The organism is Arthrobacter sp. LFS091 (assembly GCF_047977885.1).
Taxonomy (GTDB): domain Bacteria; phylum Actinomycetota; class Actinomycetes; order Actinomycetales; family Micrococcaceae; genus Arthrobacter.
In genome coordinates, this window is record NZ_JBFPFP010000006.1 from 217513 (window position 1) to 241037 (window position 23525).

Consider the following 23525-nt stretch of genomic DNA (forward strand, 5'->3'; position numbering starts at 1 on the left):
CCCAAAACCCAGCCGGCCAGCGGGCTATGCGTCAGCGAACTCGTCGGACTCCTCGAACTCCACGGCCGCGATGATTTCCTTCGTCTCGGGGTGGATCATGAAGGCCTCGTCGTCGTCCTCCACCATGATGTAGTCGCCGTGGTCGGTGGAGAAGTGCCAGGCGAGGGTGGTGACGCCGTCGTGCTGGTAGTTGGGGTCGCCCATGGTGATCTTTTCCAGGGCGTAGCCAGCCACGTCGCACAGCTCGCGGATGATGATCTCGAACTCGGGGGCGTTGGCGAGGGCTTCTTCCTCGGCTTCGGCCTGGCGCTCGGCAAGGTCAGGAACCTGCGCGACCCGCTCGGCGATGTGTGCCTCGATGTCCTCTTCAGAGAGGACCAGCAGTTCGGACTGGTCACGGAGGTAGGTGGCGTTGAGGTCGATGATGTCCTCCTCTTCGAGGAGGGCTTCGAACTCGCCGTCCAGTTCATCAAGGAGCGCAACAGCGGGAACCGGGGCTTCGGATTCGTCCAGTTCGCCGTCGAGGTAGGCCTCAGCTTCGTCCTCGGTCAGTGCATCGAAGGCGGCCGCGGTCCGGTTGAACAAATCCAGGTGGCGGACCGCGCCCATTTCCGAAAGTCCTGCCCGGACGTACCCGTCCACTTCTTCGCGTTCCGGTGCGGTGAAGACGTACTGGGCGAAACCGCCGGCCAGTGCCTGGGTCAGGTAGAAGTCCACGAAGTAGCTGTTGAGCGCAGCGGTGGCGATTTCGTCGCTGTTCAGGAGTTCCTGGTACATCTCGTTCACGACGTTGACGTTGGAATCCACAACATCCGCATTGCCTGCTTCGAAGCTGGTCTTGTTCAGGACGACGGGGTACTCGTTGGTAGTCATGGGGAATCCTCACTGCTGAAAGCTGATGGTGCTCCGGACTCTTTCAACGTACGCGTGGGAGCTGCGCCGCAATCGAGGTTGAGGTTAACGGAGGGCGAAGTTTGGGAGCTGTTTTCTGCTGACTAAGATTGAGCAGATAACCTCCTGCCGAAAGTAGCCCGACGCATGCCGTCCCACACAGACGAAACCTGGGAACTGGCCATTCAGACTCCTGCCATCAACGACCGCTCACTGGCGGCCGGATTGGCGTATGCCATGGGCAGCCGAGTGAGCGGGATTTCTTTCGACGCGGCTACGGGGCTCCTCCTCGGCAAGGTCCGCGGAAACGGCCCACAGCCCTATTCGACATCGGCAAAACTGGTTCGCAAACCCAGCGGCTGGACCTGCACTGTGGGTATCTGCAGCTGCCCGGTCCGGAAGGATTGCAAGCACGTCGCCGCGTTGCTCTTCACTGCCGAGGATCACCCCACCATCCGCGCGCAGCTCCTTTCCCAGGCACCCGGCATCCAGACATCGCGTCTGGGCTCGGGCCAGCAGGGCGGCACCGCCCGTCCGGCTTGGGAACAAGCCCTCAACAGGCTGATCACGAAGCCAGGCACTGCTCCGAGCGCGGCAGGCATTCAGCTCGCGCTCCAGTTCGAGGTGGAAGAGCCCGCCGCGCACTTCTCCTACACAGGCCGGCGCGACCCCATGCGCAGCGTCCGCCAGCTCAAGGCCCGCCCCGTCATGATGGGCGCGAAAGGCAAATGGATCCGCGGCGACGTCTCCTGGAACAACCTCAGCTACATCAGTTTCCGGCGCGAATTCAACGAGATCCACGTCGAATGGCTGCAGACTTTCCTCGCGGCCCACGGTTCCAGCAACGGCCGCCAGCAACCGTCGGGCGCCATGTGGCTGAGCCTGAACGACTTCGCTGCCAAGAACCTGTGGACCCTCCTTTCCGACGCCGCCAAAGCCGGCATCCCACTCATCCACTCGGCTGGGAGCGAGCCCGTCCGCGTCGAGACCCAACCCGCCGTCGTCGGCCTGAGTTTGGCGCGCTTGGACGCGGGCCGCAGCGGCACAGAACAGGACACGCACGACGGCGGCCTGCAGCTCGCGCCGTCAGTGACCGTTGCTGGGGAGCCTGTTGACGCCGGAACTGTGGGCTTTCTGGGCAAGCCAGCCAACGGGATTTTCTTCACGCATTCGGGCGCCACCCTGCCGGGCGTGCCGCAGCAGAATAACCTGATCACCCTGGCCCCGATCGAGGGCGATGTCAGCGATGAGCTCCTGGAGTTCGTTACCGATGGCCAAACCCTTCAGATTCCTGCTGAGGATGAGAGCCGCTTCCTGACGTCGTTCTACCCGAAGTTGCGGCAATCCACACCCGTGCAGGCCGCGGATGAGTCCGTTGAGCTGCCTACACTGGCGGTCCCCACGCTGTCCCTGCTGGCCAACTACGGCAACGACCACAAGGTCCGGCTGCACTGGGAGTGGCACTATAAGTCCGGCACCTTGGTAACCGCGCAGCCTTTGTGGCGGCACCCGAACGACCGCGGCTACCGCGACGATCCCGAGGAAGCCCGGATCCTGGAATCGCTGGGCCGTCCATGGGATGTGGTGGCTGCGTTGGCGGAGTCGGCAACGGGTGGTTGGGGTGCTCCACGGCTCGCGGCCTCTGCCGAGCTCAGCGGTTTGGACACCCTGGCATTCACCGAGGAGGTGCTGCCCGCGCTGAAGGAACTGCCCGACGTCGTGGTGGAAACCTCCGGTGACATCGCCGACTACCGTGAAGCAGCCGAAGCTCCCGTCGTTTCGATTTCCACGAAGGAGACTGCCAGCGGCGACTGGTTCGACCTCGGCATCGTGATCACGCTCGAAGGCGAACCGGTGTCCTTTGCCGCGGTGTTCTCGGCCCTGGCCGCGGGCATGAGCCGCATGTTGCTGCCCAGCGGCGCCTACTTCTCGCTCGACCTGCCCGAACTCCACCAGTTGCGCGCCCTGATCGACGAAGCGCGCTCCCTGCAGGACAACCCGGACAACAAGGACGGCACCCTGCAGATCAGCCGCTTCCAGGCCGGGCTCTGGGACGAGCTGGCGCAGCTCGGGATTGTGGACGAGCAAGCCGCGGCGTGGCGCGAAGCTGTGGGCGGATTGCTCGACGACGGCGTGACCGGGCTCCCGCTGCCGGCCAGCCTTAACGCTGAGCTGCGTCCGTATCAGCTCGAAGGATTCAACTGGCTGAGCTTCCTGTACAAGCACAGCCTCGGTGGCGTGCTCGCTGACGACATGGGCCTGGGTAAAACCGTGCAAGCGATCGCGCTAATGTGCGCGGCCAAGGACCTGGCCGCGGAGAGCGTTACTGCTGCTCAAGGGCCTTCCGCGGACGTGGCTCCCCGTGCGCCGTTCCTGGTGGTCGCGCCCACCAGTGTGGTGAGCAACTGGGCCTTGGAGGCGCAGCGGTTCGCGCCGGACCTCGTGGTCCGCACCGTCGGTGAAACCTTTGCCAAGAGTGGCCTGTCGCCGGTGGACGCGTTGGCGGGTGCCGACGTCGTCATTACCTCCTATGCGCTGTTCCGGATCGATTACGATGCCTACGCGTCGTTCCAGTGGGCCGGGCTGATGCTGGATGAGGCGCAGTTCGTGAAGAACCACCAGTCCAAGGCGTACCAGTGCGCACGCAAGCTGCCGGCCCGTTTCAAGCTGGCCATCACGGGCACGCCCCTGGAGAACAACCTCATGGAGTTCTGGGCCCTGACCTCGATTGTGGCGCCGGGGCTGTTCCCCAGCCCCAAACGGTTCGCCGAGAACTACCAAAAGCCGGTTGAGAAGAACGGTGACTCGGCGCAACTGGGTAAGCTCCGCCGTCGTGTGCGTCCGCTCATGATGCGCCGCACCAAAGAACAGGTCATCAAGGACCTCCCGCCCAAGCAGGAGCAGATCCTGGAGGTCGTGCTGAACCCGCGGCATCAGAAGGTCTACCAGACCCACTTGCAGCGCGAACGGCAGAAAATCCTCGGGCTGATCGACGACGTGAACAAAAACCGCTTCACGATTTTCCAGTCCCTGACGTTGCTGCGGCAGCTGAGCCTGGACGCGTCCTTGGTGGACTCTTCATTGTCTGCCGTGCGGTCGTCCAAACTGGATGTGTTATTCGAACAACTGGAAGACATCATCTCCGAAGGCCACCGGACCTTGATCTTCAGCCAGTTCACCGGCTTCCTCGGCAAGGTCCGCGACCGCATGGACGCCGAGGGCATCGAGTACTGCTACCTCGACGGGTCCACCAGGAACCGCGGAGACGTGGTGAGCGAGTTCAAGAACGGCTCGGCCCCGGTGTTCCTGATCTCGTTGAAGGCCGGCGGATTTGGGCTCAACCTCACTGAGGCGGACTACGTGTTCCTGCTGGACCCGTGGTGGAACCCGGCGTCCGAGGCCCAGGCCGTGGACCGAACCCACCGCATCGGCCAGGCCCGCAACGTCATGGTCTACCGGCTGGTTGCCAAGGACACCATCGAGGAAAAGGTCATGGCGTTGAAAGCCAAGAAATCGCAGCTGTTCGCGGACGTGATGGAAGGTGACGCCCTGGCCGGTGGTTCGTTGACGGCGGAGGACCTGGCGGCGCTGTTCGCGGAATAGGTTCAGCTCAGTCGTCCAGCCGCACCCCGCGGAGCAACAGCATGGTTCCGCCAACAGCCACGGCGGATGCCAGGAACACCCCTGCCGCTCCAAGACCTACCGCCACCACCCCGATGGCACTGGGGAGGACCACCTGGCCCACCCTGTTTCCCGCGAGCCTCAAAGCAAGCGCGCGCCCACGTTGGCCTTCGGGCGCCTGGGCGGAGAGCCACGACATGGTCAGGGGCTGGCCAATTCCGAGCCCCAGGCCCAGGAAGGCCATGACCACAAAGAGCAGCCACACGGGCATGGGAATCGCGGCCACGGCAAGGGCCACCGTTGATACCGCCAAGCTGAGCACCAGCAGCTTCATCCGACCCAATTTGCGGGACATGTTGCCCAGCCCAATGCGCGAAACCATCGAGAACACTGCCCGGACCGTCAGCATCAGGCCCACGGTGGCCGCCGTGAGGCCGCGTTCGGCGCCGAGGGCGGGAAGGTAGACAACGGTCAGGTCGACGACGGCGAGAACGGTGGCGCTGGTGGCCAACGCGCGGACGACTCCCGGCGTTTTCAGCAGCGCCACCGCACCGCCCTTGGGTGCGTCCTGCGACTTGGCTTTGCCCCTGCGCCTGCTCACCTTTCCCGAAATGACAAACGTGGTCAGGAACATCACCAGGCTCATCGCCACCGACAGGGTGAAAATCGCCTGCGTATTGGGCCGGACTGATGCGCCGCCCACCAGTGAGATCGCCAACGGACCCAATGCCTGGCCCAAGGACGCAGCAAAAGTCAGGTAACCAAAGGCCGAGTCGAGTCGGGACGCAGCAGCGTTGTTCGCGACCACCGCCTGCTGCCCCACCACGCATGCCAACTGGCCTGCGCCCAACAGCGCCGTTCCTGCCACGAGAGCGGCCACCGAGGTTCCCCAAAACAACAGAAAAGCCGAACAACCCAGCACGACGGCGGCCCCGATCGCCATGAGCCTTCGCTCACCCAAGCGGTCCACCAGTCCGCCGATGGGCAGGGCGAGCAGCAGGGGAAAGACGGCGTAGCTGGCCGCGAGGACACCCAGGGCAAACGCAGGAACGTCGAGCTCAAGGGCCCTGTATGTGGCGGCCGGGCGGACCAGGAATGTCACTGCCTGGATGAGCGCCGAATGGACCAGGAGTGCGGTGGACGAGCGCCGTCCGAGTTCGCCGATCATTCGGCGTCGAGTCCTTTGTGGTAGATCATCCGAAGTGTCTCGTCACGGGCACCAATAACGTGGTCGAAGGCGATCTTCGCTGCACGGTCGGCGTCTTTGTCAGCGAGCGCGGCGACGAGCAAGCGGTGGTTTGCCAGGGCTTCCTCACGCCGCTCCGCCGAGTTGTTGGTGAAGTACCGGTAGCGCTCAACCTGGCTTCCGATCTGCTGGTGGAAACGCTGCGCCCACGAGTTTCCGGCGATTCTGGCGATGGTGGCGTGGAGGGTTACGCCGTACTTCATGGCTTCGTCCGCGAATCCCACCATCGCTGCATTGCGCTCAAGGATTCCCTGCAGGTTTTGGATGTCCTGCTCCGTGGCCCGGGCACAGGCTTCGCGGGCCATTAAGGACTCCAGGGCGGCGCGTACGTCGTACAGCTCGGCGATGACTTTCGCATCGAGCGCCGGGACCATGACTCCTCCTGTGGCTTGCTGTTCCAGGAGGCTCTCGGAGATCAGGCGGCGGATGGCTTCACGCAGTGGGGTTCGGCTCACCCCCAGCGCGGTTGCCATCGCGGGTTCATATACGCGGGATCCCGGCTTGAGTTCGAGATCAAGGATTTGCCGCTTGAGCTCGAGGTAAACAAAGTGTGCCCCCGTGTTGCGGGGTTGTGGATCTGCCAAGTGATGCCGCCCTGCCGAGAAGAAGGTGTACTTGTATACATCTATACACATTATGCCTTTGGGTCGCAATTACTTAGCCACGCACCCAGCGGTAGGGCGTCGTCGTCGACACTTTGAGCAGGCCAGAGCGTTCCAGAATGGGGCGTGAATACTCGGTTGAATCGCTGTTGATGAGTGTTTTGCCGTTGGCCAAAGCTGCCTGGGCGCGGCGGGCGGTCAGGGCCCGGTAGATCCCGCGGCCACGCCACTCCGGCCGGGTGGCTCCACCCCAGATCCCAGCAAAGTCGGTCCCTTCCACGGGTTCCAATCGCCCGGCGCTCACAACGATGCCGTCAGCTTCTGCAACCCAGAGTTCCATGCCGTCGTTCAGCGAGAGCCGATGAAGCAGGGCATCCGCCATCTCATCCGAAACAGGATCGCCGAATACCTCATCCTGCATGGCACTCATGGCCCGCACATCCGCTTCCTCCACCACCCGGCGCAAGGTCACGCCGTCGGGCAAAGGAACATCGACATTGAGGGCCCTGGCATCACCGATCATGATCGATTCGGGTTCATCCGCGGTGAAGCCCCAGGCTGTCAGGGCTTCGTGGAGCCCGGGAGCATGGTCATGTCCGCGGGTCTTCCACTCGATCCTGGTAATCTCCGGCTGGCCCCCAAAGTAGGAAACGGCCGCTTCCACCAAGCTGCGGATACCTTCCTCGTCCGAGCCAGCCAGATCCTGGTACGTGATGAAGCCACGGCCGCCTCTGAAAGTCACCAACCGGAGCGGGCCAAGTTCCTCGACCGCCACAGCGCTTGGAGTCTCGGCATCGGTGCGGAGTTGTTCATCGTAGGCAGCGAGAAGCCGGGCTTTGGTATCGGAATCCGTCATCCCGCGAGCCTACTGCACCCCCAAACCCTCCCTCACACCCCACCCCCAAAACCCCAAACCCTCCCTCACACCCCACCCCCAAAACCCCAAACCCTCCCTCACACCCCACCCCCAAACCCCAAACCCTGTCCCCTTCTCCAGAAGAGGGACGGAGCGTCGGGAAAAAGGGGACGGGACGTGAGAGAGGGTTCTGGATTAAGGGGACGGGACGTGAGAGAGCGTCAGGGCGAAAGGGGTGGGATGTGAGAGAGCGTTGGGGAACACAAAGGGGGCCGGTTCTGCTGAACCGGCCCCCTTCACGCCGCAAAGTCGGCTTGGCCGCTAGGCCGCGGGCGTCATTAGCCGCGGCAGAGCTCGCCGTATTTGGTGCCGGCTTCCTGGTAGGCCTGACCAAGTTCGGCCAGTTTGGCCTCGTCCGGGCTTTCCTTGGACTGCTCATCCATGAACTCCAGGATCGCGGTCACCACAGGCTTCATCTCCGTGGAAGACACCGCTTCGAGGGGTCGGATGGCGTTGGCAACGCGGGTCGTGGCGGTCTTGCTCTGGTTGCTCGGGATGCCGGCTGCGGCGACGCCAACCCGGTCACAGGTTTCTGCTGTCGTCAGCTGCGGCTGTGCCGCGCAGGCGGATGCCGAGGCGATGAGCCCGGCAGCGATCAGGACAGTGGTGAGTTTCTTCATGATTCCCTCAGTGGTCGACGTCCCTTTGATTGTAATCAGAGCAGCGGCCCCCTCACGCATCGGGGCCAGGCCGCTTGCCCGCGTTCCTTCCCAGTTACCTCCCCCAGCAGGCGCAAAACGATGGCCGACGCGCGGGAGTCGCCGCAAAATTACGATGACAGCACGGAAGTAACCGGGCAGGAGCGCAGGGCCCGCCGTCGAATCCCCTATAGCGCCGGCGTCCGGGGTGGAGCCGTCCGGCGCGAACCCGTTGCTTCGAAGGCGGCGGCCAGTGCCAATAGTGCCGTGTCGTCATAGGCGCGCCCTGCGAAGGTGAGGCCCACGGGCATGCCGATATCCGCCATGGTTCCCATCGGCACGGTGACCGTCGGGATGCCCAGGTGTCTCGGGACGAGGTTGCCGTTGGATACCCACACTCCGTTGCGCCAGCCGAGGTCCGCCGATGCCGGGTTAATGTCCATGTCGGCAGGTCCGACGTCGGCCGCTGCCGGGAACAGGACCGCGTCCAGTCCGAGCTCGTCCATCCAGTTCTCCAGGTCAATGCGCCGGGTCTCCTCCAAGCCGCGCACTCCGGCTTCCAGCTCGGGGATCTCGGTGAAGTGGGAGACACCGTACTCGCGGACCTGCCGGGGATAGTCGGCGATGTGGTCGTCGAATCCGGTATAGCGGTCCGCGAGGGCGCCCTTCGGGTGGGGGAAGATGGCCTCGCCATCCACATTGGCAAGCCTGTTGAGGGCGGGATCGCCGTTGGCCTGCAGGAAGTCGTCCCACGCCCAGGCCGAAAGGTCCTCGATTTCACGTTTGAGGTACTCGGAGCTGACCAGGCCGCGGGTGGCGATGGTGGGCGCACCGGGCCGGTCGCCTTCGTAGTTGGAGACCACCGGGAAGTCCACCAGAACCACTTCAGCTCCAGCAGTTTCCAGGTCCCGCTTCGCAGCTTCCCAGAGGTCAATCACGGAAGCGCGTGTCTCAATGCGCTGCCCGGTAGGCCCGCCGATCCCCGGCTGCTCGCTGGTTCCGGCGTCGGGGTCTGCGTTGATGTACATGCGTGGCACGCCGAAGCGCTTGCCCCGCAAGGCCGACCGCCCGCCGTCGAGCGTTTCCGAACCGAGCGCCACGTAGGACTCCGGCCGGACCTCGGACGATTTCGGGATCTCAACCCACGGTTGTGCGCGCCAGAAATCACCCCGCGTCTCGGCGTCGTCGGCCACGATCACGTCCAGGAGCTCAAGCATGTCGGCCATGGTGCGGGTGTGCGGAACCACGACGTCCATGGTGGGGACCAGCGGCCAGTTGCCGCGCACCGAGATAACGCCGCGGGAGGGCGTGTAGGCGCACAAAGCATTGTTCGACGCCGGTGCGCGGCCACTTGACCAGGTCTCCTCGCCCAGGCCAAAGGCCGCGAAGCTGGCCGCTGTCGCGGTGCCGGAGCCGTTGGATGAACCGGAACCGAACGCTGCCGTCAGGAAGTCCGCGTTGTAGGGACTTTCGGCGCGTCCGTACAAGCCACGCTGCATGCCGCCGTTGGCCATGGGCGGCATGTTGTTCAGGCCGATCAGCACAGCACCGGCATCCCTGAGCCGTTCGATGGTGAACGCATCGCGCTGCGCCACCAGATTCACAAACGCAGGCGAGCCGGCAGCGGCAGAGAGCCCCTTGGCCAGGTAGCTGTCCTTGGCTGTGTAGGGGATGCCGTCCAGCGGTCCGAGCGCCGCCCCCTGCGCCCGACGTTCGTCCGAGGCCCGGGCATCTGCCAACGCATCGGGATTCATGACCACCAAGGCGTTGAGTTTGATGCCGTTGTGGTCGTAGGCCTCGATGCGGTCAAGGTATGCCTGGGTCAGTTCCTCGCTGGTCACCTCACCCGATTCAAGTGCCCCGCGCAGTTGCGCAATGGAGGCTTCAACGACGTCGAATGGAGCCATTACGCTGTGCCTCCGGCAATCGGTGTTCCGTTGAGACGCGGCTGCTGCTGGGTGATGCAATGGATGCCGCCGCCGCGGGCCAGAATGGGCCGGGCATCCACAGTGACCACACGGCGGCCAGGGTAAGCCTCCGCCAGGATTTCAGCTGCAAGGGAGTCGGCACGCTCTTCGCCGTAACCGCAGGCGATCACGCCACCGTTGACCACCAGGTGGTTGACGTAGCTCCAGTCCACAAAGCCGTCGTCGTCGCGGAGCGTTGCCGGGGCCGGCAGAGGGACAATCTCGAAGGGCTTGCCCGCCGCGTCCGTCTGAGTCTCAAGGAATGCCTGGAGCGTGCGGCTGACGTCGTGGTCCGGGTGCTCCGGGTTGGTCTGGGAGTGCAGCAGGATGCGGCCTGGGGTGGGGAGCGTGGCCACCATGTCGATGTGGCCGCGCGTGCCCAAGTCTTCGTAGTCGCGGGTCAGGCCGCGGGGAACCCAAATGACCTTGGTGGCTCCGATGGTGCGGGCCAGTTCAGCCTCAACTGCGGCCTTGTCCGCGAAGGGGTTCCGGCCCGGATCCAGCTGCACGGTTTCGGTGACCAGCACGGTGCCTTCGCCGTCCACGTGGATAGCGCCGCCCTCGTTGACCAGCAGTGAGCTGACCAGTTCAGCGCCCGACTGTTCCGCGACGAAGCGTCCCATGCCTGCGCTCTTCTGCCATTCGGACCATGCCGGCGCACCCCAGCCGTTGAAGATCCAGTCCACGGCGCCAAGCACGCCGGGACGTTCGTCGTCGATGACAAAGGTGGGTCCGACGTCGCGCATCCAGAACTCATCCAGCGGAGCCTCGACCTGCTCGATGCCGCTGCCCAGCATCCGGGCAGCGCGCTGGCGCTCGCTCGGGTCAACCACCATGGTGACAGGTTCGAATTCTGCCACGGCATGCGCGACGGCGGTCCAGGCCGCGTAGGCCTCTTCAGCGGAGGCGGCGTCGTCGCCGAGTGTCAGTCCGGGGCGCGGAAAAGCCATCCAGGTGCGTTCATGCGGCGCGGTTTCGGCTGGCATTTTCCAAGCCATGGGTGACTCCTTCGTCTGCGTTTCATTGTCTTGTTGATCGCACGATCAATAATGCTGAAAAGGTAATCTAGACTGGTCCTTGATGTCAAGCACTCCACAGAAGCGCGCGGTCCGGAAGTCGCCGGCAGAACGCGCCACAGAAATCACGGAAGCCGCCCGCCAGATCGCACTGGAGACGGGCCTCACGGCACTGACGCTGCGCAATGTTGCCGCCCGGGTAGGAGTCGCCTCGGGCCTGGTGGCGCACTATCAGCCCAACATGGACGCGCTCGTTTCCAACACGTTTGCCACCATCGTGGCTGCGGAGACACAGGAAATCGCAGCCCTGTTGAGTCAGCTCCCCGGGCCCTCCGAGCGGCTCAGCCTGCTGGTTGACACGCTCCTGGACAACAGCAGGCTCGATGTCACGGCCATCTGGGTTGAAGCCTGGACGCTGGGGCGCCGCAACGAAGCCCTGGCCGCCTCCGTCCGCGAGCAAATGGACGCCTGGCAGAAGGTTTTCCAAGGAGTGGTTGAGGACGGGAACGCATCCGGAGCATTCAACGTTTCCGATGCAGCCGCCGTCGCCTGGCAGATCCTGGGCATGGTGGACGGCCTGAACGCGCAGGCCTTGGTCCGCTGGGACGGCGTCAACGACCGCGGCAGCCACCTGGCCCGCGCGGTGGAGGGAATGGTGGGCGCGGCATCCGGGTCACTCGTGCGCCAGCCATCGGTGCAGGGTGCCAGGGACCGCAGTCCCCTGCCCTAGGCTGGAGACCATGGCGATCATTCACAAGGCAACCCTGTCCCCGTCCAAGCTCGAACTCATCGCTGATTACCTGCCGAACCAACCTTGGTTCATCCAGGACGGCACGCCGGAGCTCATTGGCGCCTACCGCTTTGACGATCCCGCAGGCGAAGTGGGCCTCGAAACCCATGTGGTCACTGCTGGTGAGCGCATCTACCAGGTCCCCCTCAGCTACCGCGGTTACGAACTCGCGGGCGCCGAGGACTGGCTGATCGGAACCATGGAGCACTCGGTCCTGGGCAAGCGCTGGGTGTACGACGCCTGTGCTGACCCCATCTACGTCAAGGCCCTCGCAACTGCGATCCTGACAGGCCAACGGGAAGCTGAGCAGTTCGTCGACGGCGAGCCCGAACCGCGCCCCAGCACCGTTACGGTCAAGGGCAGCGGACAGCTCGACGACGGCGTACCCGCCCTAAGTGCCTCGGCGCCGGTATCGGGCAGTGGCGTGACGATTATTGATGCGGGCGGGTTGAGGCTGAAAGTAGCCAGGGTCCTGGATGTGGCCGCCGATGTCTCCGCGAACTCTGCTGCTGCGCCCGAGTTGCACGGAGAGCTGACCCTCAGCGGCACGTGGGCCGGCTTGGAGAACCCGGTGGAACTGGCGGCCGTGGTCCGCGACTAGCCCGGGAACCGGGTCTGGCATCTGTTGGCCCATGGGACTCCAGCGTAGGCTGGCACACGAAGCCATCTACTCCGTTAGGGGCGCACCATGAACAAAGCACAGAACATCATTCCCGCTGCACAGGACCTGGCCCGCGAATGGGTAGGCCACGCCGCCGAAGGCACATCCGCGCAAACCGAGGCAGTCGTTGGATGGGCGTTGTCCCGGATCAACCACGCCGACGTCCCGTCCGTTGTCCACGGCGTGATGCTCACCCTGACCGGCAACAGGAAGACGGCCAAGGAAGCCCAACGCACTGCCGCGCGTGCCGTTAAGCGGGCCACCCAGGCGTTGAGCCGGAAAGCCCCGCAGCGGCGCTCCCGTCGTGGTGGTTTGTTGGTGGCGCTGGCCGCAGCTGTTGTCGGCGCGGCAGCCGTACTGGCGTGGCGCGCCATGGTGCCTCCGGGCGAACCCGAGCCAGCCAAGCGACCGGCTGAGCCCGTCAAGCCGCCCGTGCCCCCGGCTCCCTAAGCAGCCCAACAAGCGGCGCGGATGCGCCGACTAGGGTGCGGCTTCGCCGTCGTGCCGTTGGATCCGCCGCCGAAGGGGTGCCCTGGCGAAAAGCCAGTAGGCTCCTGCGCTGGCAAGCAGGAAACCCATTACGCCCAGGAACACCAGCTGGGTCATGATCCCCGCGATCACCATCACGAACCCGGCAAGGACAGCCAGGCTCCCCAGGATGATGCGGGCCATTTCTCCTCGCGGGCGGCCCGACGTCAGCTGGGAGGCGAGTTCGGGATCCGTTGCAGCAAGATCCCGTTCCAGCTCCTCCAAGCTCCTGCGTTCTTCTTCCGACAACGACACCGGAGTTCCTCACCACACGAGCAGGTCCGCGACAATGCGTCGATGCTCAGGCCATCAGCACGTGCGCTGCTTGCCGTGCCATGCCTTCATTATCTGCCCGATTCGGTGCGTGTGCCACAGGTTCCCTGGGACAGGTTCTAGCCGTGGTTCCACCTGCCGCGGGTTCCTCCAGCCCCTGAATATGCATACGCTGGAGCTGCGGGCCCATTGCGCCACGAGCACGGACAAAGATCGCCGACAGGAAAGTTGAATTCCCATGGCACACAAAACTGCAAAGAACACGGCGCTTCAGAAAACCACCCCCGCGGGCCGCGGACCCCGGCGAACGCTCTGGCTCATCGCGGCCGGCCTGGTCGCAGGCGTGGCGGGCGGAGTTTTCGCCTTCCGCATGCTGGTGCCCCCAGCGCGGACGCCGGAACCTGCCCCGCCGAGCGAGCCCGAGGAGATCCTGGTCCGCGAGGAACCAGTCGAGATTTCGACCCGGATGCGGCCGGGCGAATGGACAGAAGAGTCCTTGCAGGCGCATATCGAGGACTATCGGCGGCAGATCAGGGCCATGGGTGCAGCTGAACAGCAGATCGTCACCAATGTGGAACGCACCGAGAACGGGGCTGTACGGGTTGTGGTCAGCTGGGACCGGCAGCGCTAGCAAGGCGCATACTGAAGGCATGAATGGGACCGAAGATTTCCTCGGATGGGTCAGGTCCACCCTGTATCAGGCGGAATTCGCCCTCCACAACGGCGATGCCTCGCTACGCCGGGCAATCTGGTCGCGAAAAGAGCCCGTCAGCGTGCTCGGCGCGTTTCGGAACGCGCACGGCCAGCAGGAATTGGATGAGCTCTTTGCGGCGTTGGCGGAGAGTTTCTCGCACTGCCTCTCCTACAGCTTCGAGCTTCAGGCGTACGACGTGATAGGCGACATGGCCTACACGGCCGGATTGGAGCACACCTCGGCGTCCATCAATGGGGAACCGCGTCAGTACGTGCTCCGCGCCACCCAGGTCTACCGCCGCGAGGGCGGGGAATGGAAAGTGGCGCACCGGCATGCCGACACGGTGACGGGCTAGAGGCTTTCGCCCTGCCGCGGCCTCCACACCACAACGGCCTGGGACCGCGCCCGGGGACGCTGGCCACGTGCCAGCGAGACGACGTCGCCTGCAGCTCCCGCCGCGAAAATGCGGGCGTCCCCTGTCGCGCGACGGCGGGTCAGTTCCTCTGTCAGTTCAGCTACCCGGTATTGCAGGGCAGCAACCTGGTTTTCGAGGTCTAGTATGCGCTTGATGCCTTCAAGTGAGACGCCGGACTGCGAGAGGCGCTGGACCTCCCGCAGTTTGTTGACGTCGTTCTGCGAGTAGCGGCGGGACTTGCCCGGCGCACGGCTGGGCGAGACGATGCCCAGCCTGTCGTACTGGCGCAACGTCTGCGGATGCATGTCGGCAAGCTCCGCAGCAACGGAGATGACGAAGATCGGCTGGTTGACGTCGATGCCCATACCGCCTCCTTACAACCGGGCCTTTGCGGCCAGGTCGTGCCGAGGATCAGCGTCGGTGGTGGCCGCAGCGAAGGCCTTAACGGCTTCCTCCGCTTCTTTGTTGAGGTTCTGCGGAACCGCGACGTCGATGGTCACCAGCAGGTCGCCTGTGGCCTTGGACGTCTTCACGCCACGGCCCTTGACCCTCAGGGTGCGGCCCGAGGGCGTGCCCGCCGGGACGCGCACTTTGACCGTCTCGCCGTCGAGCGTGGGAACCTCAATGGTGGCGCCAAGCGCGGCTTCCGCGAACGTGACGGGCACGTGGATACGGATGTTGTTGCCGTCGCGTTGGAAGAAGTCGTGCGGCTTCACGTTGACGGTGATGATGAGGTCGCCGTTGCCGGCCGGACCAACATTGCCCTTGCCCCGCTGGCGGACCTTCTGGCCATCTTTGATGCCGGCGGGAATCTTCACGTCGATGACGTTGCCGTTACTTTCACGCAGGCTCACAGTGGTGCCCTTGATGGAGCCGGCGAACGAGATGGTCGTGGTGGCGGTGCGATCCGAACCTTTTTGAGGCGCCCGCTGGAAGCCGGTCTGCCCGGCCCCGCCGAATCCGCCACCGAAAAGGTCGGCGAATTCCGGAGGAATACCGCCGCCTTGGGGCTGGCGGGCACCCGGTCCGCCGCCGAACAGGCCACCGAACAGGTCCTCGAACCCGCCATTGCCTCCCGCGCCGCCCCGGCCGCCGGCGCCCGGGGCGAACCTGGCACCGCCGCCCATGGCACGGATGGCGTCGTACTGCTGCCGGTCCTCAGGACTCGACAACACCGAGTAGGCCTCGGAAATGTCCTTGAACCGCTTTTCTGCGGCAGCATCCCCGGAATTGGTATCCGGGTGGTACTGCCGGGCTAGCTTGCGGTAAGCCTTCTTGATATCCGCGTCGGACGCGTCCTTGGCGATACCAAGGATCGCGTAAAAATCCTTTTCAACCCAGTCCTGGCTGGCCAAGAGCGTTTCCTTTCAAATCTGTCGTTACGGTGCGCTACGTGGAATATGGGCCCCCGCCCGGGGCCCATATTCCACTTCGCGCTGCGGTCAACTCACCTTATGCGGGAACCGCGACGATTACTTGGGCTGCACGCAGGACACGCTCGCCGGAGCGGTATCCGGAGCGCAGCACCTGGCTGACAGTGTCAACCTGGATGTCCTCGCCGGGCTGCTGAATGAGTGCTTCGTGGACGGTGGGGTCGAATTCGACACCCGTTTCCGCGATGCGCTCCAGTCCGTACGTCTTCAGCGCGGTCTCCAGCTTGGTGGCGATGGCGGCGAAGGGGCCGTCTTCGAGGTCACCGTGCTGGCGTGCAGCGTCGATATCGTCGAGCACCGGCAGGAGGGAGTTCAGGACGCCGATGACGGCCATCTCTCCCGCTACGGCCCGGTCGCGTTCAACGCGCTTGCGGTAGTTGACGTACTCAGCCTGAAGGCGGAGGAGGTCGTTGCGGAGTTCGGCTGCCTGGGCTTCAGCTGCGGCACCGGAGGCTACCGACTCTGCAGCCGGCACCTCTACCCCGTTGAGGATTTCCTCAGCCTGGGAGAGGGCGTCACCGTCCGTGGGAGCAGCGTTGCCTTCGGCAGGAGCCGCGGCTTCGCCCTCAGGGTGGCGGGCCGCCCCGGTCTCCGGGTCAACCTTGCGGTTGTCCCGGATCACCGGCTTGCGCGGCTCGTTGCCTTCAGAGTGCTCTGCTTCGTTGCCGTGATGAGGCATGGCTACTTCTTCGCTTCGTCTTCGTCGATGATCTCGGCGTCGACGATGTCCTCGTCAGCCGAACCCTGCTCGCCGGCAGGTGCACCTTCTGCACCGGCACCCGGAGCATCAGCAGCGGAGGCCTGCGAGTAGATGGCTTCGCCCAGCTTGGTCTGGGAAGCCTGCAGCTTCTCAAACGCAGTCTTGACGGCGGCGTCGTCGGTGCCTTCCAGCGCGGACTTGAGGGCGTCGACGTCGGCCTTGACCTCGGTCTTGACCTCTTCAGGCAGCTTGTCGTCGTTGTCGGCGATCAGCTTGTCCACGGAGTAGGCGAGCTGCTCAGCGGAGTTGCGGGTGTCCGTAGCTTCGCGGCGTGCCTTGTCCTCTGCTGCGTGCTCCTCGGCTTCACGGACCATGCGGTCAATGTCGTCCTTGGACAGTGCAGTGCCACCGGTGATGGTCATGGACTGTTCCTTGCCGGTGCCCTTGTCCTTGGCGGACACGTGGACAATGCCGTTGGCGTCGATGTCGAAGGTGACCTCGACCTGCGGAACACCACGCGGCGCCGGAGCGATGCCGGTCAGTTCGAACGTGCCCAGCGGCTTGTTGTCGCGGGTAAATTCACGCTCGCCCTGGAAGACCTGGATGGCCACGGACGGCTGGTTGTCGTCAGCGGTGGTGAAGGTCTCGGAACGCTTGGTGGGGATAGCGGTGTTGCGCTCGATCAGGTGCGTCATGACGCCGCCCTTGGTTTCGATACCCAGGGACAGCGGGGTGACGTCGATGAGGAGGACGTCCTTGCGCTCACCCTTCAGGACACCGGCCTGGAGTGCAGCACCGACGGCTACGACTTCATCCGGGTTGACGCCCTTGTTGGGCTCCTTGCCACCGGCGAGTTCCTTCACGAGCTCGGAGACAGCAGGCATACGGGTGGAGCCACCGACGAGCACGATGTGGTCGATGTCGGAAACCTTGATGCCGGCTTCTGCGATGACGTCGTGGAACGGCTTCTTGGTGCGGTCCAGCAGGTCCTTGGTGAGGTCCTGGAACTTGGCACGGGTCAGCTGCTCGTCCAGGTGGACCGGGCCATCGGGGGTGACGGAGAGGTACTGGAGGGAGATGTTGGTGCTGGTGGAGGAGGACAGTTCCTTCTTTGCCTGCTCCGCAGCTTCACGCAGACGCTGCAGGGCGATCTTGTCCTTGGAGAGGTCGATGCCCTTGACCTTGAGCTGGCTCAGGAGCCACTCGACAACGCGGTTGTCCCAGTCGTCGCCACCGAGTCGGTTGTCACCGGCGGTTGCGCGGACCTGGATGGTGGAGAAGTTGTCTTCGTCCTTGCCAACTTCCAGGAGGGAAACGTCGAAGGTTCCGCCACCGAGGTCGAAGACCAGGATGAGTTCGTCTTCTTTACCCTTGTCCAGGCCGTAGGCCAGTGCAGCCGCGGTGGGCTCGTTGACGATGCGGAGGACGTTGAGGCCTGCGATTTCGCCGGCTTCCTTGGTGGACTGGCGCTCGGCGTCGTTGAAGTAGGCCGGAACGGTGATCACAGCGTCGGTGACCTTTTCACCCAAGTAGCTCTCGGCGTCGTTCTTGAGCTTCATGAGGATGCGCGCGGAGATTTCCTGCGGCGTGTACTTCTTGTCATCGACGGCGACGGTCCAGTCGGTGCCCATGTGGCGCTTGACGGAAGCGATGGTGCGGTCGATGTTGTTGACGGCCTGGCGCTTGGCGATTTCGCCAACCAGGACTTCACCGGACTTGGAGAACGCAACGACGGACGGCGTGGTGCGGCCGCCTTCAGCGTTGGCGATGACGGTGGGCTCGCCACCTTCGAGAACAGAGACCACGGAGTTGGTTGTTCCGAGGTCGATACCTACTGCACGTGACATATCTTGTTTCCTTTCAATGGCCGATGTTGGAGATTGCGTCCGGCATCGGTCCGCTGGGCGGTTGTTGTGCCGGGAGCTTGCTCAACAATCGGCTAGTTGAGCGTTCTGCACTCAACTGTACTCAGGCTCAGAAAGATGTCAATCCAAAGTTGAGTCAGGTGCGCTCAACTTTGGCTCACCCACCCACAAAACTCCCGTAATTACGCGGCTGCAGGGCTGGTTTCGCCCACGGTGAACTGCCAGCAAAGCCTCACGACGCGCAAATCCACTGTGCCACTCAGCCGGAGTGGCGACGCCCATATTTGGGTGTCACGACTGAATGTGGGTGGCGTCAAACCGTTTGGGTGGCGTCAGCCGCTTGGGTAGCGGCAGCGCCAAGCGGCTCGGGTTTGTACACCCACGCCACCAGCACCACCGAGATGATCATCAGCAGGAACCACGCCAGGAGCTTGTCGATCGAGACGGCCTGCCAGCCGTTCAGTTGGTTCGGATAAAGCCAAGCGCGCGACCACGTGCCGATGTTCTCGGCGAACCAGATGAACAGCGCCACCAGCAGGAAGGACACCAGGATGGGCATGCGGAAGCGACGCCGGAACACCCGGAAGTGCATCACGCACCGTCCGTAGACAACCACGACGGCGCCGAGCAGCACCCAGCGCAGGTCAACTATGTAGTGGTGCGAGAAGAAGTTCACGTAGATCGCGCCAGCCACAAGAGCCGTGATCCACCGGCGGGGATACCTGTCAAAGCGGAGATCGAACAAGCGGAAAACGCGCACCATATAGGAACCCACGGCCGCGTACATGAAGCCGCTGAACAACGGGACGGCGCCGATCCGGAGGAGGCCCTCGGCCTCGTAAGCCCAGGAGCCAACGTCGGTTTTGAACAACTCCATGACCGTTCCCACCACGTGGAACAGCAGGATGACACGCAGCTCCCGCAGCGTCTCCAGCCTGAACGTGATCATTAGGACCTGGATGACGACGGCGGCAAGGGTGAGGAAGTCGTTCCGGGCGAGAGCGGCGTTGTCGGGGTACCAAAGACGGACGGCGATGATCACCGCGAGCAGCGCTGCACCGAACACGCAAGCCCAGGCCTGCTTCAGCCCGAACACCACGAACTCGGTGAGCCCGGACTGCAAGCGGCTGCCCTTCCTGCCGTCCAGATACCGGTAGGCGAGGTTGTCGATGGCCTGTTCAACCGGGGTGGAGTTACGCATTGCCGCCCTTCGGAGCGGCTCCGAGTTGGCCCAGGTAGTAGTCGCGCGGCCAATGCCGGATCCGCTGGGGCAGCCGAGGGTAGAGACGGCCAACCATCCGCATGGTCCGCTCGAAACGCCGGGCTCGGGCCGGCCCCCAGTCGAACCCGAAACCGGCACGCACATGATCAGGCAGCAGGCCGGCCGTGAGGAACCGGGCAAAGGGCATCGCCAGGCGCAGGAGTTGTGGGCCGCCCGCCGGGTAGAGGAGGTCCCGCGCGACCCTGACCGCTTTGTCGTCCGGTTGAAGTCCCCGCACACGGGAGTCCCAGTAGGCGGCAAAGGCGGCCCGGTCGGCCGGCCAACTGCCCGCCGGGAGCTGCAGGGCTGTCCCGATCCGCGCATACTCGCGGTAGATCCGGTCGGCATCGCCGTCGTCGAGCGGTCCGTGGACCTGCTCGTAAACGGTGACTGCGGTGTCGTAAAGAGTGGCGACCACCCAGAGTTGGGACTCCGCGTCGAAGGCGCTGTACCCGCTGGAGGTGGAGTCGGGTCCGCGCCGGACAGGGGCATGGGCACGATTAACGGAACGTCGGACGGCCTTGAGTTGGTCTTCCGAGCCGTACACCACCGCGTACACGTAGGTCATGGTGGCACGGAGGCGGTCCATAGGGCGCTCGGCGAAGTTGCTGTGCTCAGCCACGCCATGGCCAACCCTGGGGTCGGCAATCTGCAGGAGAATTGCGCGGCCCGCTCCGGCGAGGAGCACGCCCTCCGCCCCGATGTCAGCCAGTCCACGAACCATCTGAATACTTTACCGTTCGCGGCCTAGAGCCCCACGACACCCTGGAGGACGCTCAGTTGGTGTTCAAAAAGCTCATCCCGGGCAGCAAAGGTATCGGCACCATACTGCCCAAAGACCTCGAAACTAACGGCCCCGAACACGGACGTCCAGACCAGCACGCCCCGCGCCAGGGAAGGATCGGGAGCTGCGAGGTTCAGGTCCTCGCGGATGGCCGCCAGGTCTTTGGCCAGGGCCGGAGGAACGACGACGGCGGGACTCACCTCGGCATTCATGGCGCCGGCGCGGTATGCGGCGTCAAAGATGCCCACGAGGCGGACGATGACACGGGTTCCAGGGACGGTGGTGCGCTCGCCCGGCGCCTGGTAGCCGGGGACGGGGCTACCGAAAAGCAGGGCGTAGCTGGCCGGTTCACGAAGCGCCCACGATCGGACAGCGTTGCCGAGCGCCCGGAACTGCCCGGCGAAATCGCTGCCAGGAACGGCCTCCACGGCGGCGTCGACATGGTCGCCGAGCTCGTTGTACGCGTCGATGAGCAGGAGGGTGAGGAGCTCGTCGCGGTTCTCGACGTAGCGATAGACGGCTGAGGACACGACTCCGAGATCCCTGGCCACCGCGCGCAGGGACAGTGCCGCAGCGCCGTGGAGGGCCAAGTGCTCACGGCCGAGCCGGATGATGTCCGCAATGGTTTGGGCGCGGGCGCGCTCTCTGGGAGTTGGGGGCTTGGCCTTGGTCGCAGCTGACGTCATGCCCCTAGCTTGCCACAAAGGAGAGCGGCGTCAACAAACAAGAGCACTGCTCTTGACTTTGGAACAAAGGGCCGTCATTCTGGATTCAGAGAGCACTGCTCTTGTTTTGAAATCCACTGGAAGAATGAGAAAGAAGGCCACCATGTACGTCGTCACAGGAGCAGGGCCCGTTGGCTACACCATCGCGGAGCAACTCGCAGGTCTCGGGCACCCCGTACGCGTTTTGACCCGCTCGGGCAGCGGCCCGGACCATCCCCTGGTGGAAAAGATGCGCGTCGATGCATCCGATCCCGACCAGCTCAAGGAAGCCGTCGCCGGTGCCACGGCCGTCTTCCACTGCATCCACGGATCCGCCTACAGGGCGGCGGCCTGGGCAGCGGAACTCCCCCAAGCCGAGCAAGTGGTGATGGACGCAGCCGCAGCCGCGGGCGCCGTCGTCGTATTTCCTGAAAGCCTGTACTCGTACAGTGAGCCCGAACGCATCATGACCGAATCGAGTCACCGCGAAGCCGCCGGTGGGAAGCGCGGTATCCGGACGGCGCTGCTGAAGGCTCGACGCGAGCACGCGGCAAACACCGTGAGCGTAGTGGCGGGTGACTTCTTTGGGCCGCGCGTGAAGATGGCACATGCCGGCGAGCGCATGGTCACGCCGATCCTGTCGGGTAAACGGCTGCAGTTCATTGGCAGCGCGAACCAGCCCCATTCATTCACCTACGTACCGGACCTCGCAGCGTCCATGATCGCTGCCGCGGGGAAGCCCGAAGTCTGGAACAGCGTGCTGCATGCCCCCACCGGCGCGGCCGTGACCCAGCGGGAAATCGCGGTTGCGCACGCACGCGCGGCGGGCCTGACGACGCCGAAGGTGAGCGCCGTCCCAGGTTGGGTACTGCGGGCCGCCGGACTGGTCTCAACCGATATGCGCGAACTGGCTGAATTGCTGTATCAGTTTGAGCGCCCATTCGTGATGGATTCCTCCGAAAGCCAGCGGATACTGGGCTTGGACCCAACTCCCCTGCCGGAAGCCGCCGCCACAACCATGGCGTGGTGGCGCGGGGCGGACCGGGGCAATTCTTAACGGGTTCTTAAAACCCTCGGCGCAGAATCGAAGAAACGATTCGTCCTGTCGAGGGGTTCCATGATTCAGCAGTCCACACCGCATCCCGTGCGCTTCATGCCTCTGCCCGCACCGAAACACTGGCTGGCCATAGGGCTGGTACTCGCGGCGGCCGTCGTCTTGGCGGGGTGGGCAATCCAAGCAGTTCCTGGGCTGACCCTGGCTGAACTGGCTGTTGACGATGACTTCAGCCGTCACCACTCATCCGTGCTGACGGGGCTTGCCTTGGTCTTGAACGTGCTGTTCGGCCCGGTCGCGGGCGCGGTAATCGTGATCGTTGTCAGTCTGTATCTCGCACTGATCCGACGTTCCCCGCAGGATGCAGCACTTTTTTCGCTCACAGTAGCCTCCGGGTGGTTGACGTGCCAAGTGTTCAAGGCAGTTATTGGCAGGATCAGGCCGGACCCTGCCCTTTTGTTCGATCCCTTGGTACCGGAGCCTGTATCCAACAGCTTTCCCAGCGGCCACACGTGCCTGGCCGTCGCACTCACGCTGGCAGTGTTCTTTCTGGTCCGTGAAACACGATGGGCGAAGCCTGCCCTCTGCACGGGGGCGGTCGTGACTGTTGTGGTTGCCTGGTCCCGCGTGTACATCGGGGCCCATTACCCGCTGGACGTTGTTGCCTCACTCCCTGCATCAATTGCGGCGGTGATGATCATGGCCGGAATCTGGAACCGCTACGCACCTGCCCTCACGACCGCCATCCATTCCCGTGCAATGTCCCGACGCACCCCCAAATGAAAGAGTCCCTTATGGATCCCTTTGCCTTGGCGCCTGCGCTGAACCATACCGAGCTCCTCCCCATCCTGGATCCCGCCAGCCTCCTGCAGGGCTTGGGTCCGGCAACCCTCGCAGTGGTGGCCCTGATGATCTTCATTGAATCGGGGGTCCTGTTCCCGTTCCTGCCAGGTGACTCGTTGCTCTTCACTGCCGGACTCCTTCACCAGCAACTGAACCTGACACTTCCTGTGTTGATTACGGTGGTGACAGTGGCCGCCATAGCGGGCGACCAGGTGGGTTACCTGTTGGGACGCCGCTTCGGACGCCGGTGGTTCTCCGATGATGCCCGGGTCCTGAAAACGTCACATTTGGCAAAGGCCGAAGACTTCTTCAGACGTCGTGGCGGCCCCGCGCTGATCCTTGCCCGCTTCGTACCGGTGGTGCGCACTTTTGCGCCCCTCAGCGCAGGAATCGCCCGGTATCACTACAAGTCCTTTGCCCTCTGGAACATCACGGGTGCGATCCTTTGGGCGAGCTCCGTTACCCTCCTTGGCTCCTGGTTGGGCCATTTCGAGGTCATCGCAAAGAACATCGACGTCATAGCCGTGGTCATGGTGTTGGTGTCGGTGCTGCCCTGGGGCATCGAATACCTCAAACACAGGCGTGCCCGCGCATCGGAGTCCTCCTCCGCGCAAGAATAGATC

Annotated in this window: 24 protein-coding genes; 9 read left to right on the top strand and 15 right to left on the bottom strand. The window is 64.1% G+C overall.

All coding sequences use genetic code 11. The annotated features are described in order from the left end of the window. Nucleotides 1-24: 24 nt before the first annotated feature. Nucleotides 25-873: a hypothetical protein gene (locus tag ACNQOP_RS13080; protein WP_416404722.1), complete on the bottom strand. Its 849-nt coding sequence runs from the start codon at nt 871-873 to the stop codon at nt 25-27. 165 nt (nt 874-1038) lie between these two features. Between ACNQOP_RS13080 and ACNQOP_RS13085 the strand changes: the two genes are divergently transcribed. After that, the gene (locus ACNQOP_RS13085; RefSeq protein WP_416404723.1) at nt 1039-4494 is read left to right on the top strand and encodes an SNF2-related protein; all 3456 of its coding nucleotides are present in this window, start codon (nt 1039-1041) and stop codon (nt 4492-4494) included. A gap of 7 nt (nt 4495-4501) precedes the next feature. On the opposite strand, the gene ACNQOP_RS13090 is transcribed toward ACNQOP_RS13085, so the two are convergent. From ACNQOP_RS13090 to ACNQOP_RS13115, 6 genes are all read right to left on the bottom strand, one after another. Then, a complete protein-coding gene (locus ACNQOP_RS13090; RefSeq protein ID WP_416404724.1) occupies nt 4502-5680 on the bottom strand; it encodes an MFS transporter in 1179 nt (392 codons plus the stop codon). Further along, a complete protein-coding gene (locus ACNQOP_RS13095) occupies nt 5677-6342 on the bottom strand; it encodes a GntR family transcriptional regulator (protein WP_416404826.1) in 666 nt (221 codons plus the stop codon). The genes ACNQOP_RS13090 and ACNQOP_RS13095 overlap by 4 nt, the downstream gene beginning before the upstream one ends. 73 nt (nt 6343-6415) lie before the next feature. Continuing rightward, entirely contained in the window at nt 6416-7216 is an 801-nt protein-coding gene (locus ACNQOP_RS13100) for a GNAT family N-acetyltransferase (protein WP_416404725.1), read from the bottom strand. A gap of 338 nt (nt 7217-7554) precedes the next feature. After that, nucleotides 7555-7896 (bottom strand): hypothetical protein, encoded by a 342-nt coding sequence (locus ACNQOP_RS13105; protein ID WP_235517772.1) that lies wholly within the window; start codon nt 7894-7896, stop codon nt 7555-7557. 206 nt (nt 7897-8102) lie between these two features. Continuing rightward, a complete protein-coding gene (locus ACNQOP_RS13110; protein ID WP_416404726.1) occupies nt 8103-9821 on the bottom strand; it encodes an amidase in 1719 nt (572 codons plus the stop codon). Next, nucleotides 9821-10879, bottom strand: a complete 1059-nt coding sequence (locus ACNQOP_RS13115) for an agmatine deiminase family protein (RefSeq protein ID WP_416404727.1) — start codon at nt 10877-10879, stop codon at nt 9821-9823. The genes ACNQOP_RS13110 and ACNQOP_RS13115 overlap by 1 nt, the downstream gene beginning before the upstream one ends. A gap of 82 nt (nt 10880-10961) precedes the next feature. Between ACNQOP_RS13115 and ACNQOP_RS13120 the strand changes: the two genes are divergently transcribed. From ACNQOP_RS13120 to ACNQOP_RS13130, 3 genes are all read left to right on the top strand, one after another. Continuing rightward, the gene (locus ACNQOP_RS13120; RefSeq protein ID WP_257369466.1) at nt 10962-11627 is read left to right on the top strand and encodes a TetR/AcrR family transcriptional regulator; all 666 of its coding nucleotides are present in this window, start codon (nt 10962-10964) and stop codon (nt 11625-11627) included. Nucleotides 11628-11637: 10 nt separating this feature from the next. Further along, on the top strand, nt 11638-12288 hold the full coding sequence (locus tag ACNQOP_RS13125; RefSeq protein WP_257369465.1) for a CG0192-related protein: 651 nt from the start codon (nt 11638-11640) through the stop codon (nt 12286-12288). A gap of 87 nt (nt 12289-12375) precedes the next feature. Continuing rightward, the gene (locus ACNQOP_RS13130; protein WP_416404728.1) at nt 12376-12798 is read left to right on the top strand and encodes a hypothetical protein; all 423 of its coding nucleotides are present in this window, start codon (nt 12376-12378) and stop codon (nt 12796-12798) included. Between the two features lie 30 nt (nt 12799-12828). Here ACNQOP_RS13130 and ACNQOP_RS13135 read toward each other — a convergent pair whose 3' ends face one another. Then, on the bottom strand, nt 12829-13131 hold the full coding sequence (locus tag ACNQOP_RS13135) for a DUF3040 domain-containing protein (RefSeq protein WP_257369463.1): 303 nt from the start codon (nt 13129-13131) through the stop codon (nt 12829-12831). Nucleotides 13132-13387: 256 nt separating this feature from the next. On the opposite strand from ACNQOP_RS13135, the gene ACNQOP_RS13140 reads away from it, so the two are divergent. Continuing rightward, nucleotides 13388-13780, top strand: a complete 393-nt coding sequence (locus tag ACNQOP_RS13140) for a hypothetical protein (RefSeq protein ID WP_416404729.1) — start codon at nt 13388-13390, stop codon at nt 13778-13780. Between the two features lie 19 nt (nt 13781-13799). Continuing rightward, nucleotides 13800-14198: a nuclear transport factor 2 family protein gene (locus tag ACNQOP_RS13145; protein WP_309993914.1), complete on the top strand. Its 399-nt coding sequence runs from the start codon at nt 13800-13802 to the stop codon at nt 14196-14198. Here ACNQOP_RS13145 and ACNQOP_RS13150 read toward each other — a convergent pair. The 7 genes from ACNQOP_RS13150 to ACNQOP_RS13180 all read right to left on the bottom strand — a co-directional run bounded on the left by ACNQOP_RS13150 (nt 14195) and on the right by ACNQOP_RS13180 (nt 20987). Beyond that, nucleotides 14195-14623 (bottom strand): heat shock protein transcriptional repressor HspR, encoded by a 429-nt coding sequence (locus tag ACNQOP_RS13150; RefSeq protein WP_416404730.1) that lies wholly within the window; start codon nt 14621-14623, stop codon nt 14195-14197. The two genes, ACNQOP_RS13145 and ACNQOP_RS13150, sit on opposite strands and share 4 nt — an antisense overlap. A 9-nt stretch (nt 14624-14632) precedes the next feature. Beyond that, nucleotides 14633-15613 (bottom strand): DnaJ C-terminal domain-containing protein, encoded by a 981-nt coding sequence (locus ACNQOP_RS13155; RefSeq protein ID WP_416404731.1) that lies wholly within the window; start codon nt 15611-15613, stop codon nt 14633-14635. A 97-nt stretch (nt 15614-15710) separates the two neighbouring features. Then, nucleotides 15711-16370 (bottom strand): nucleotide exchange factor GrpE, encoded by a 660-nt coding sequence (locus tag ACNQOP_RS13160; protein ID WP_416404732.1) that lies wholly within the window; start codon nt 16368-16370, stop codon nt 15711-15713. Nucleotides 16371-16372: 2 nt separating this feature from the next. After that, a complete protein-coding gene (dnaK, locus tag ACNQOP_RS13165) occupies nt 16373-18238 on the bottom strand; it encodes a molecular chaperone DnaK (protein ID WP_257369456.1) in 1866 nt (621 codons plus the stop codon). Nucleotides 18239-18569: 331 nt separating this feature from the next. Beyond that, nucleotides 18570-19457 (bottom strand): DUF817 domain-containing protein, encoded by an 888-nt coding sequence (locus ACNQOP_RS13170; RefSeq protein WP_416404733.1) that lies wholly within the window; start codon nt 19455-19457, stop codon nt 18570-18572. Further along, complete coding sequence (locus tag ACNQOP_RS13175; RefSeq protein ID WP_416404734.1) at nt 19450-20241, bottom strand: oxygenase MpaB family protein; 792 nt, start codon at nt 20239-20241, stop codon at nt 19450-19452. Before ACNQOP_RS13175 ends, ACNQOP_RS13170 begins: the two co-directional genes overlap by 8 nt. A 23-nt stretch (nt 20242-20264) precedes the next feature. After that, nucleotides 20265-20987 carry a TetR/AcrR family transcriptional regulator gene (locus tag ACNQOP_RS13180; protein WP_416404735.1) on the bottom strand — a complete coding sequence of 241 codons (723 nt, stop codon included), beginning with the start codon at nt 20985-20987 and terminating at the stop codon, nt 20265-20267. Nucleotides 20988-21129: 142 nt separating this feature from the next. Here ACNQOP_RS13180 and ACNQOP_RS13185 point away from each other — a divergent pair, with 142 nt between their 5' ends. From ACNQOP_RS13185 to ACNQOP_RS13195, 3 genes are read left to right on the top strand one after another with little or no spacing between them, the layout of a single operon-like run. Then, nucleotides 21130-22062: an NAD-dependent epimerase/dehydratase family protein gene (locus tag ACNQOP_RS13185; protein WP_416404827.1), complete on the top strand. Its 933-nt coding sequence runs from the start codon at nt 21130-21132 to the stop codon at nt 22060-22062. Between the two features lie 60 nt (nt 22063-22122). After that, complete coding sequence (locus ACNQOP_RS13190; RefSeq protein ID WP_416404736.1) at nt 22123-22842, top strand: phosphatase PAP2 family protein; 720 nt, start codon at nt 22123-22125, stop codon at nt 22840-22842. Further along, nucleotides 22839-23522, top strand: coding sequence for a DedA family protein (locus ACNQOP_RS13195; RefSeq protein WP_349472089.1), 684 nt, complete (start codon nt 22839-22841; stop codon nt 23520-23522). Before ACNQOP_RS13190 ends, ACNQOP_RS13195 begins: the two co-directional genes overlap by 4 nt. The last annotated feature ends 3 nt before the right edge of the window (nt 23523-23525 follow it).

Coding starts and splice junctions, on each gene's coding strand:
- ACNQOP_RS13080 (WP_416404722.1), bottom strand. CDS start 873: ATGACTACCAACGAGTACCCCGTCGTCCTGAACAAGACCAGCTTCGAA.
- ACNQOP_RS13085 (WP_416404723.1), top strand. CDS start 1,039: ATGCCGTCCCACACAGACGAAACCTGGGAACTGGCCATTCAGACTCCT.
- ACNQOP_RS13090 (WP_416404724.1), bottom strand. CDS start 5,680: ATGATCGGCGAACTCGGACGGCGCTCGTCCACCGCACTCCTGGTCCAT.
- ACNQOP_RS13100 (WP_416404725.1), bottom strand. CDS start 7,216: ATGACGGATTCCGATACCAAAGCCCGGCTTCTCGCTGCCTACGATGAA.
- ACNQOP_RS13105 (WP_235517772.1), bottom strand. CDS start 7,896: ATGAAGAAACTCACCACTGTCCTGATCGCTGCCGGGCTCATCGCCTCG.
- ACNQOP_RS13110 (WP_416404726.1), bottom strand. CDS start 9,821: ATGGCTCCATTCGACGTCGTTGAAGCCTCCATTGCGCAACTGCGCGGG.
- ACNQOP_RS13115 (WP_416404727.1), bottom strand. CDS start 10,879: ATGGCTTGGAAAATGCCAGCCGAAACCGCGCCGCATGAACGCACCTGG.
- ACNQOP_RS13120 (WP_257369466.1), top strand. CDS start 10,962: ATGTCAAGCACTCCACAGAAGCGCGCGGTCCGGAAGTCGCCGGCAGAA.
- ACNQOP_RS13125 (WP_257369465.1), top strand. CDS start 11,638: ATGGCGATCATTCACAAGGCAACCCTGTCCCCGTCCAAGCTCGAACTC.
- ACNQOP_RS13130 (WP_416404728.1), top strand. CDS start 12,376: ATGAACAAAGCACAGAACATCATTCCCGCTGCACAGGACCTGGCCCGC.
- ACNQOP_RS13140 (WP_416404729.1), top strand. CDS start 13,388: ATGGCACACAAAACTGCAAAGAACACGGCGCTTCAGAAAACCACCCCC.
- ACNQOP_RS13145 (WP_309993914.1), top strand. CDS start 13,800: ATGAATGGGACCGAAGATTTCCTCGGATGGGTCAGGTCCACCCTGTAT.
- ACNQOP_RS13150 (WP_416404730.1), bottom strand. CDS start 14,623: ATGGGCATCGACGTCAACCAGCCGATCTTCGTCATCTCCGTTGCTGCG.
- ACNQOP_RS13160 (WP_416404732.1), bottom strand. CDS start 16,370: ATGCCTCATCACGGCAACGAAGCAGAGCACTCTGAAGGCAACGAGCCG.
- dnaK (WP_257369456.1), bottom strand. CDS start 18,238: ATGTCACGTGCAGTAGGTATCGACCTCGGAACAACCAACTCCGTGGTC.
- ACNQOP_RS13170 (WP_416404733.1), bottom strand. CDS start 19,457: ATGCGTAACTCCACCCCGGTTGAACAGGCCATCGACAACCTCGCCTAC.
- ACNQOP_RS13175 (WP_416404734.1), bottom strand. CDS start 20,241: ATGGTTCGTGGACTGGCTGACATCGGGGCGGAGGGCGTGCTCCTCGCC.
- ACNQOP_RS13180 (WP_416404735.1), bottom strand. CDS start 20,987: ATGACGTCAGCTGCGACCAAGGCCAAGCCCCCAACTCCCAGAGAGCGC.
- ACNQOP_RS13185 (WP_416404827.1), top strand. CDS start 21,130: ATGTACGTCGTCACAGGAGCAGGGCCCGTTGGCTACACCATCGCGGAG.
- ACNQOP_RS13190 (WP_416404736.1), top strand. CDS start 22,123: ATGATTCAGCAGTCCACACCGCATCCCGTGCGCTTCATGCCTCTGCCC.
- ACNQOP_RS13195 (WP_349472089.1), top strand. CDS start 22,839: ATGAAAGAGTCCCTTATGGATCCCTTTGCCTTGGCGCCTGCGCTGAAC.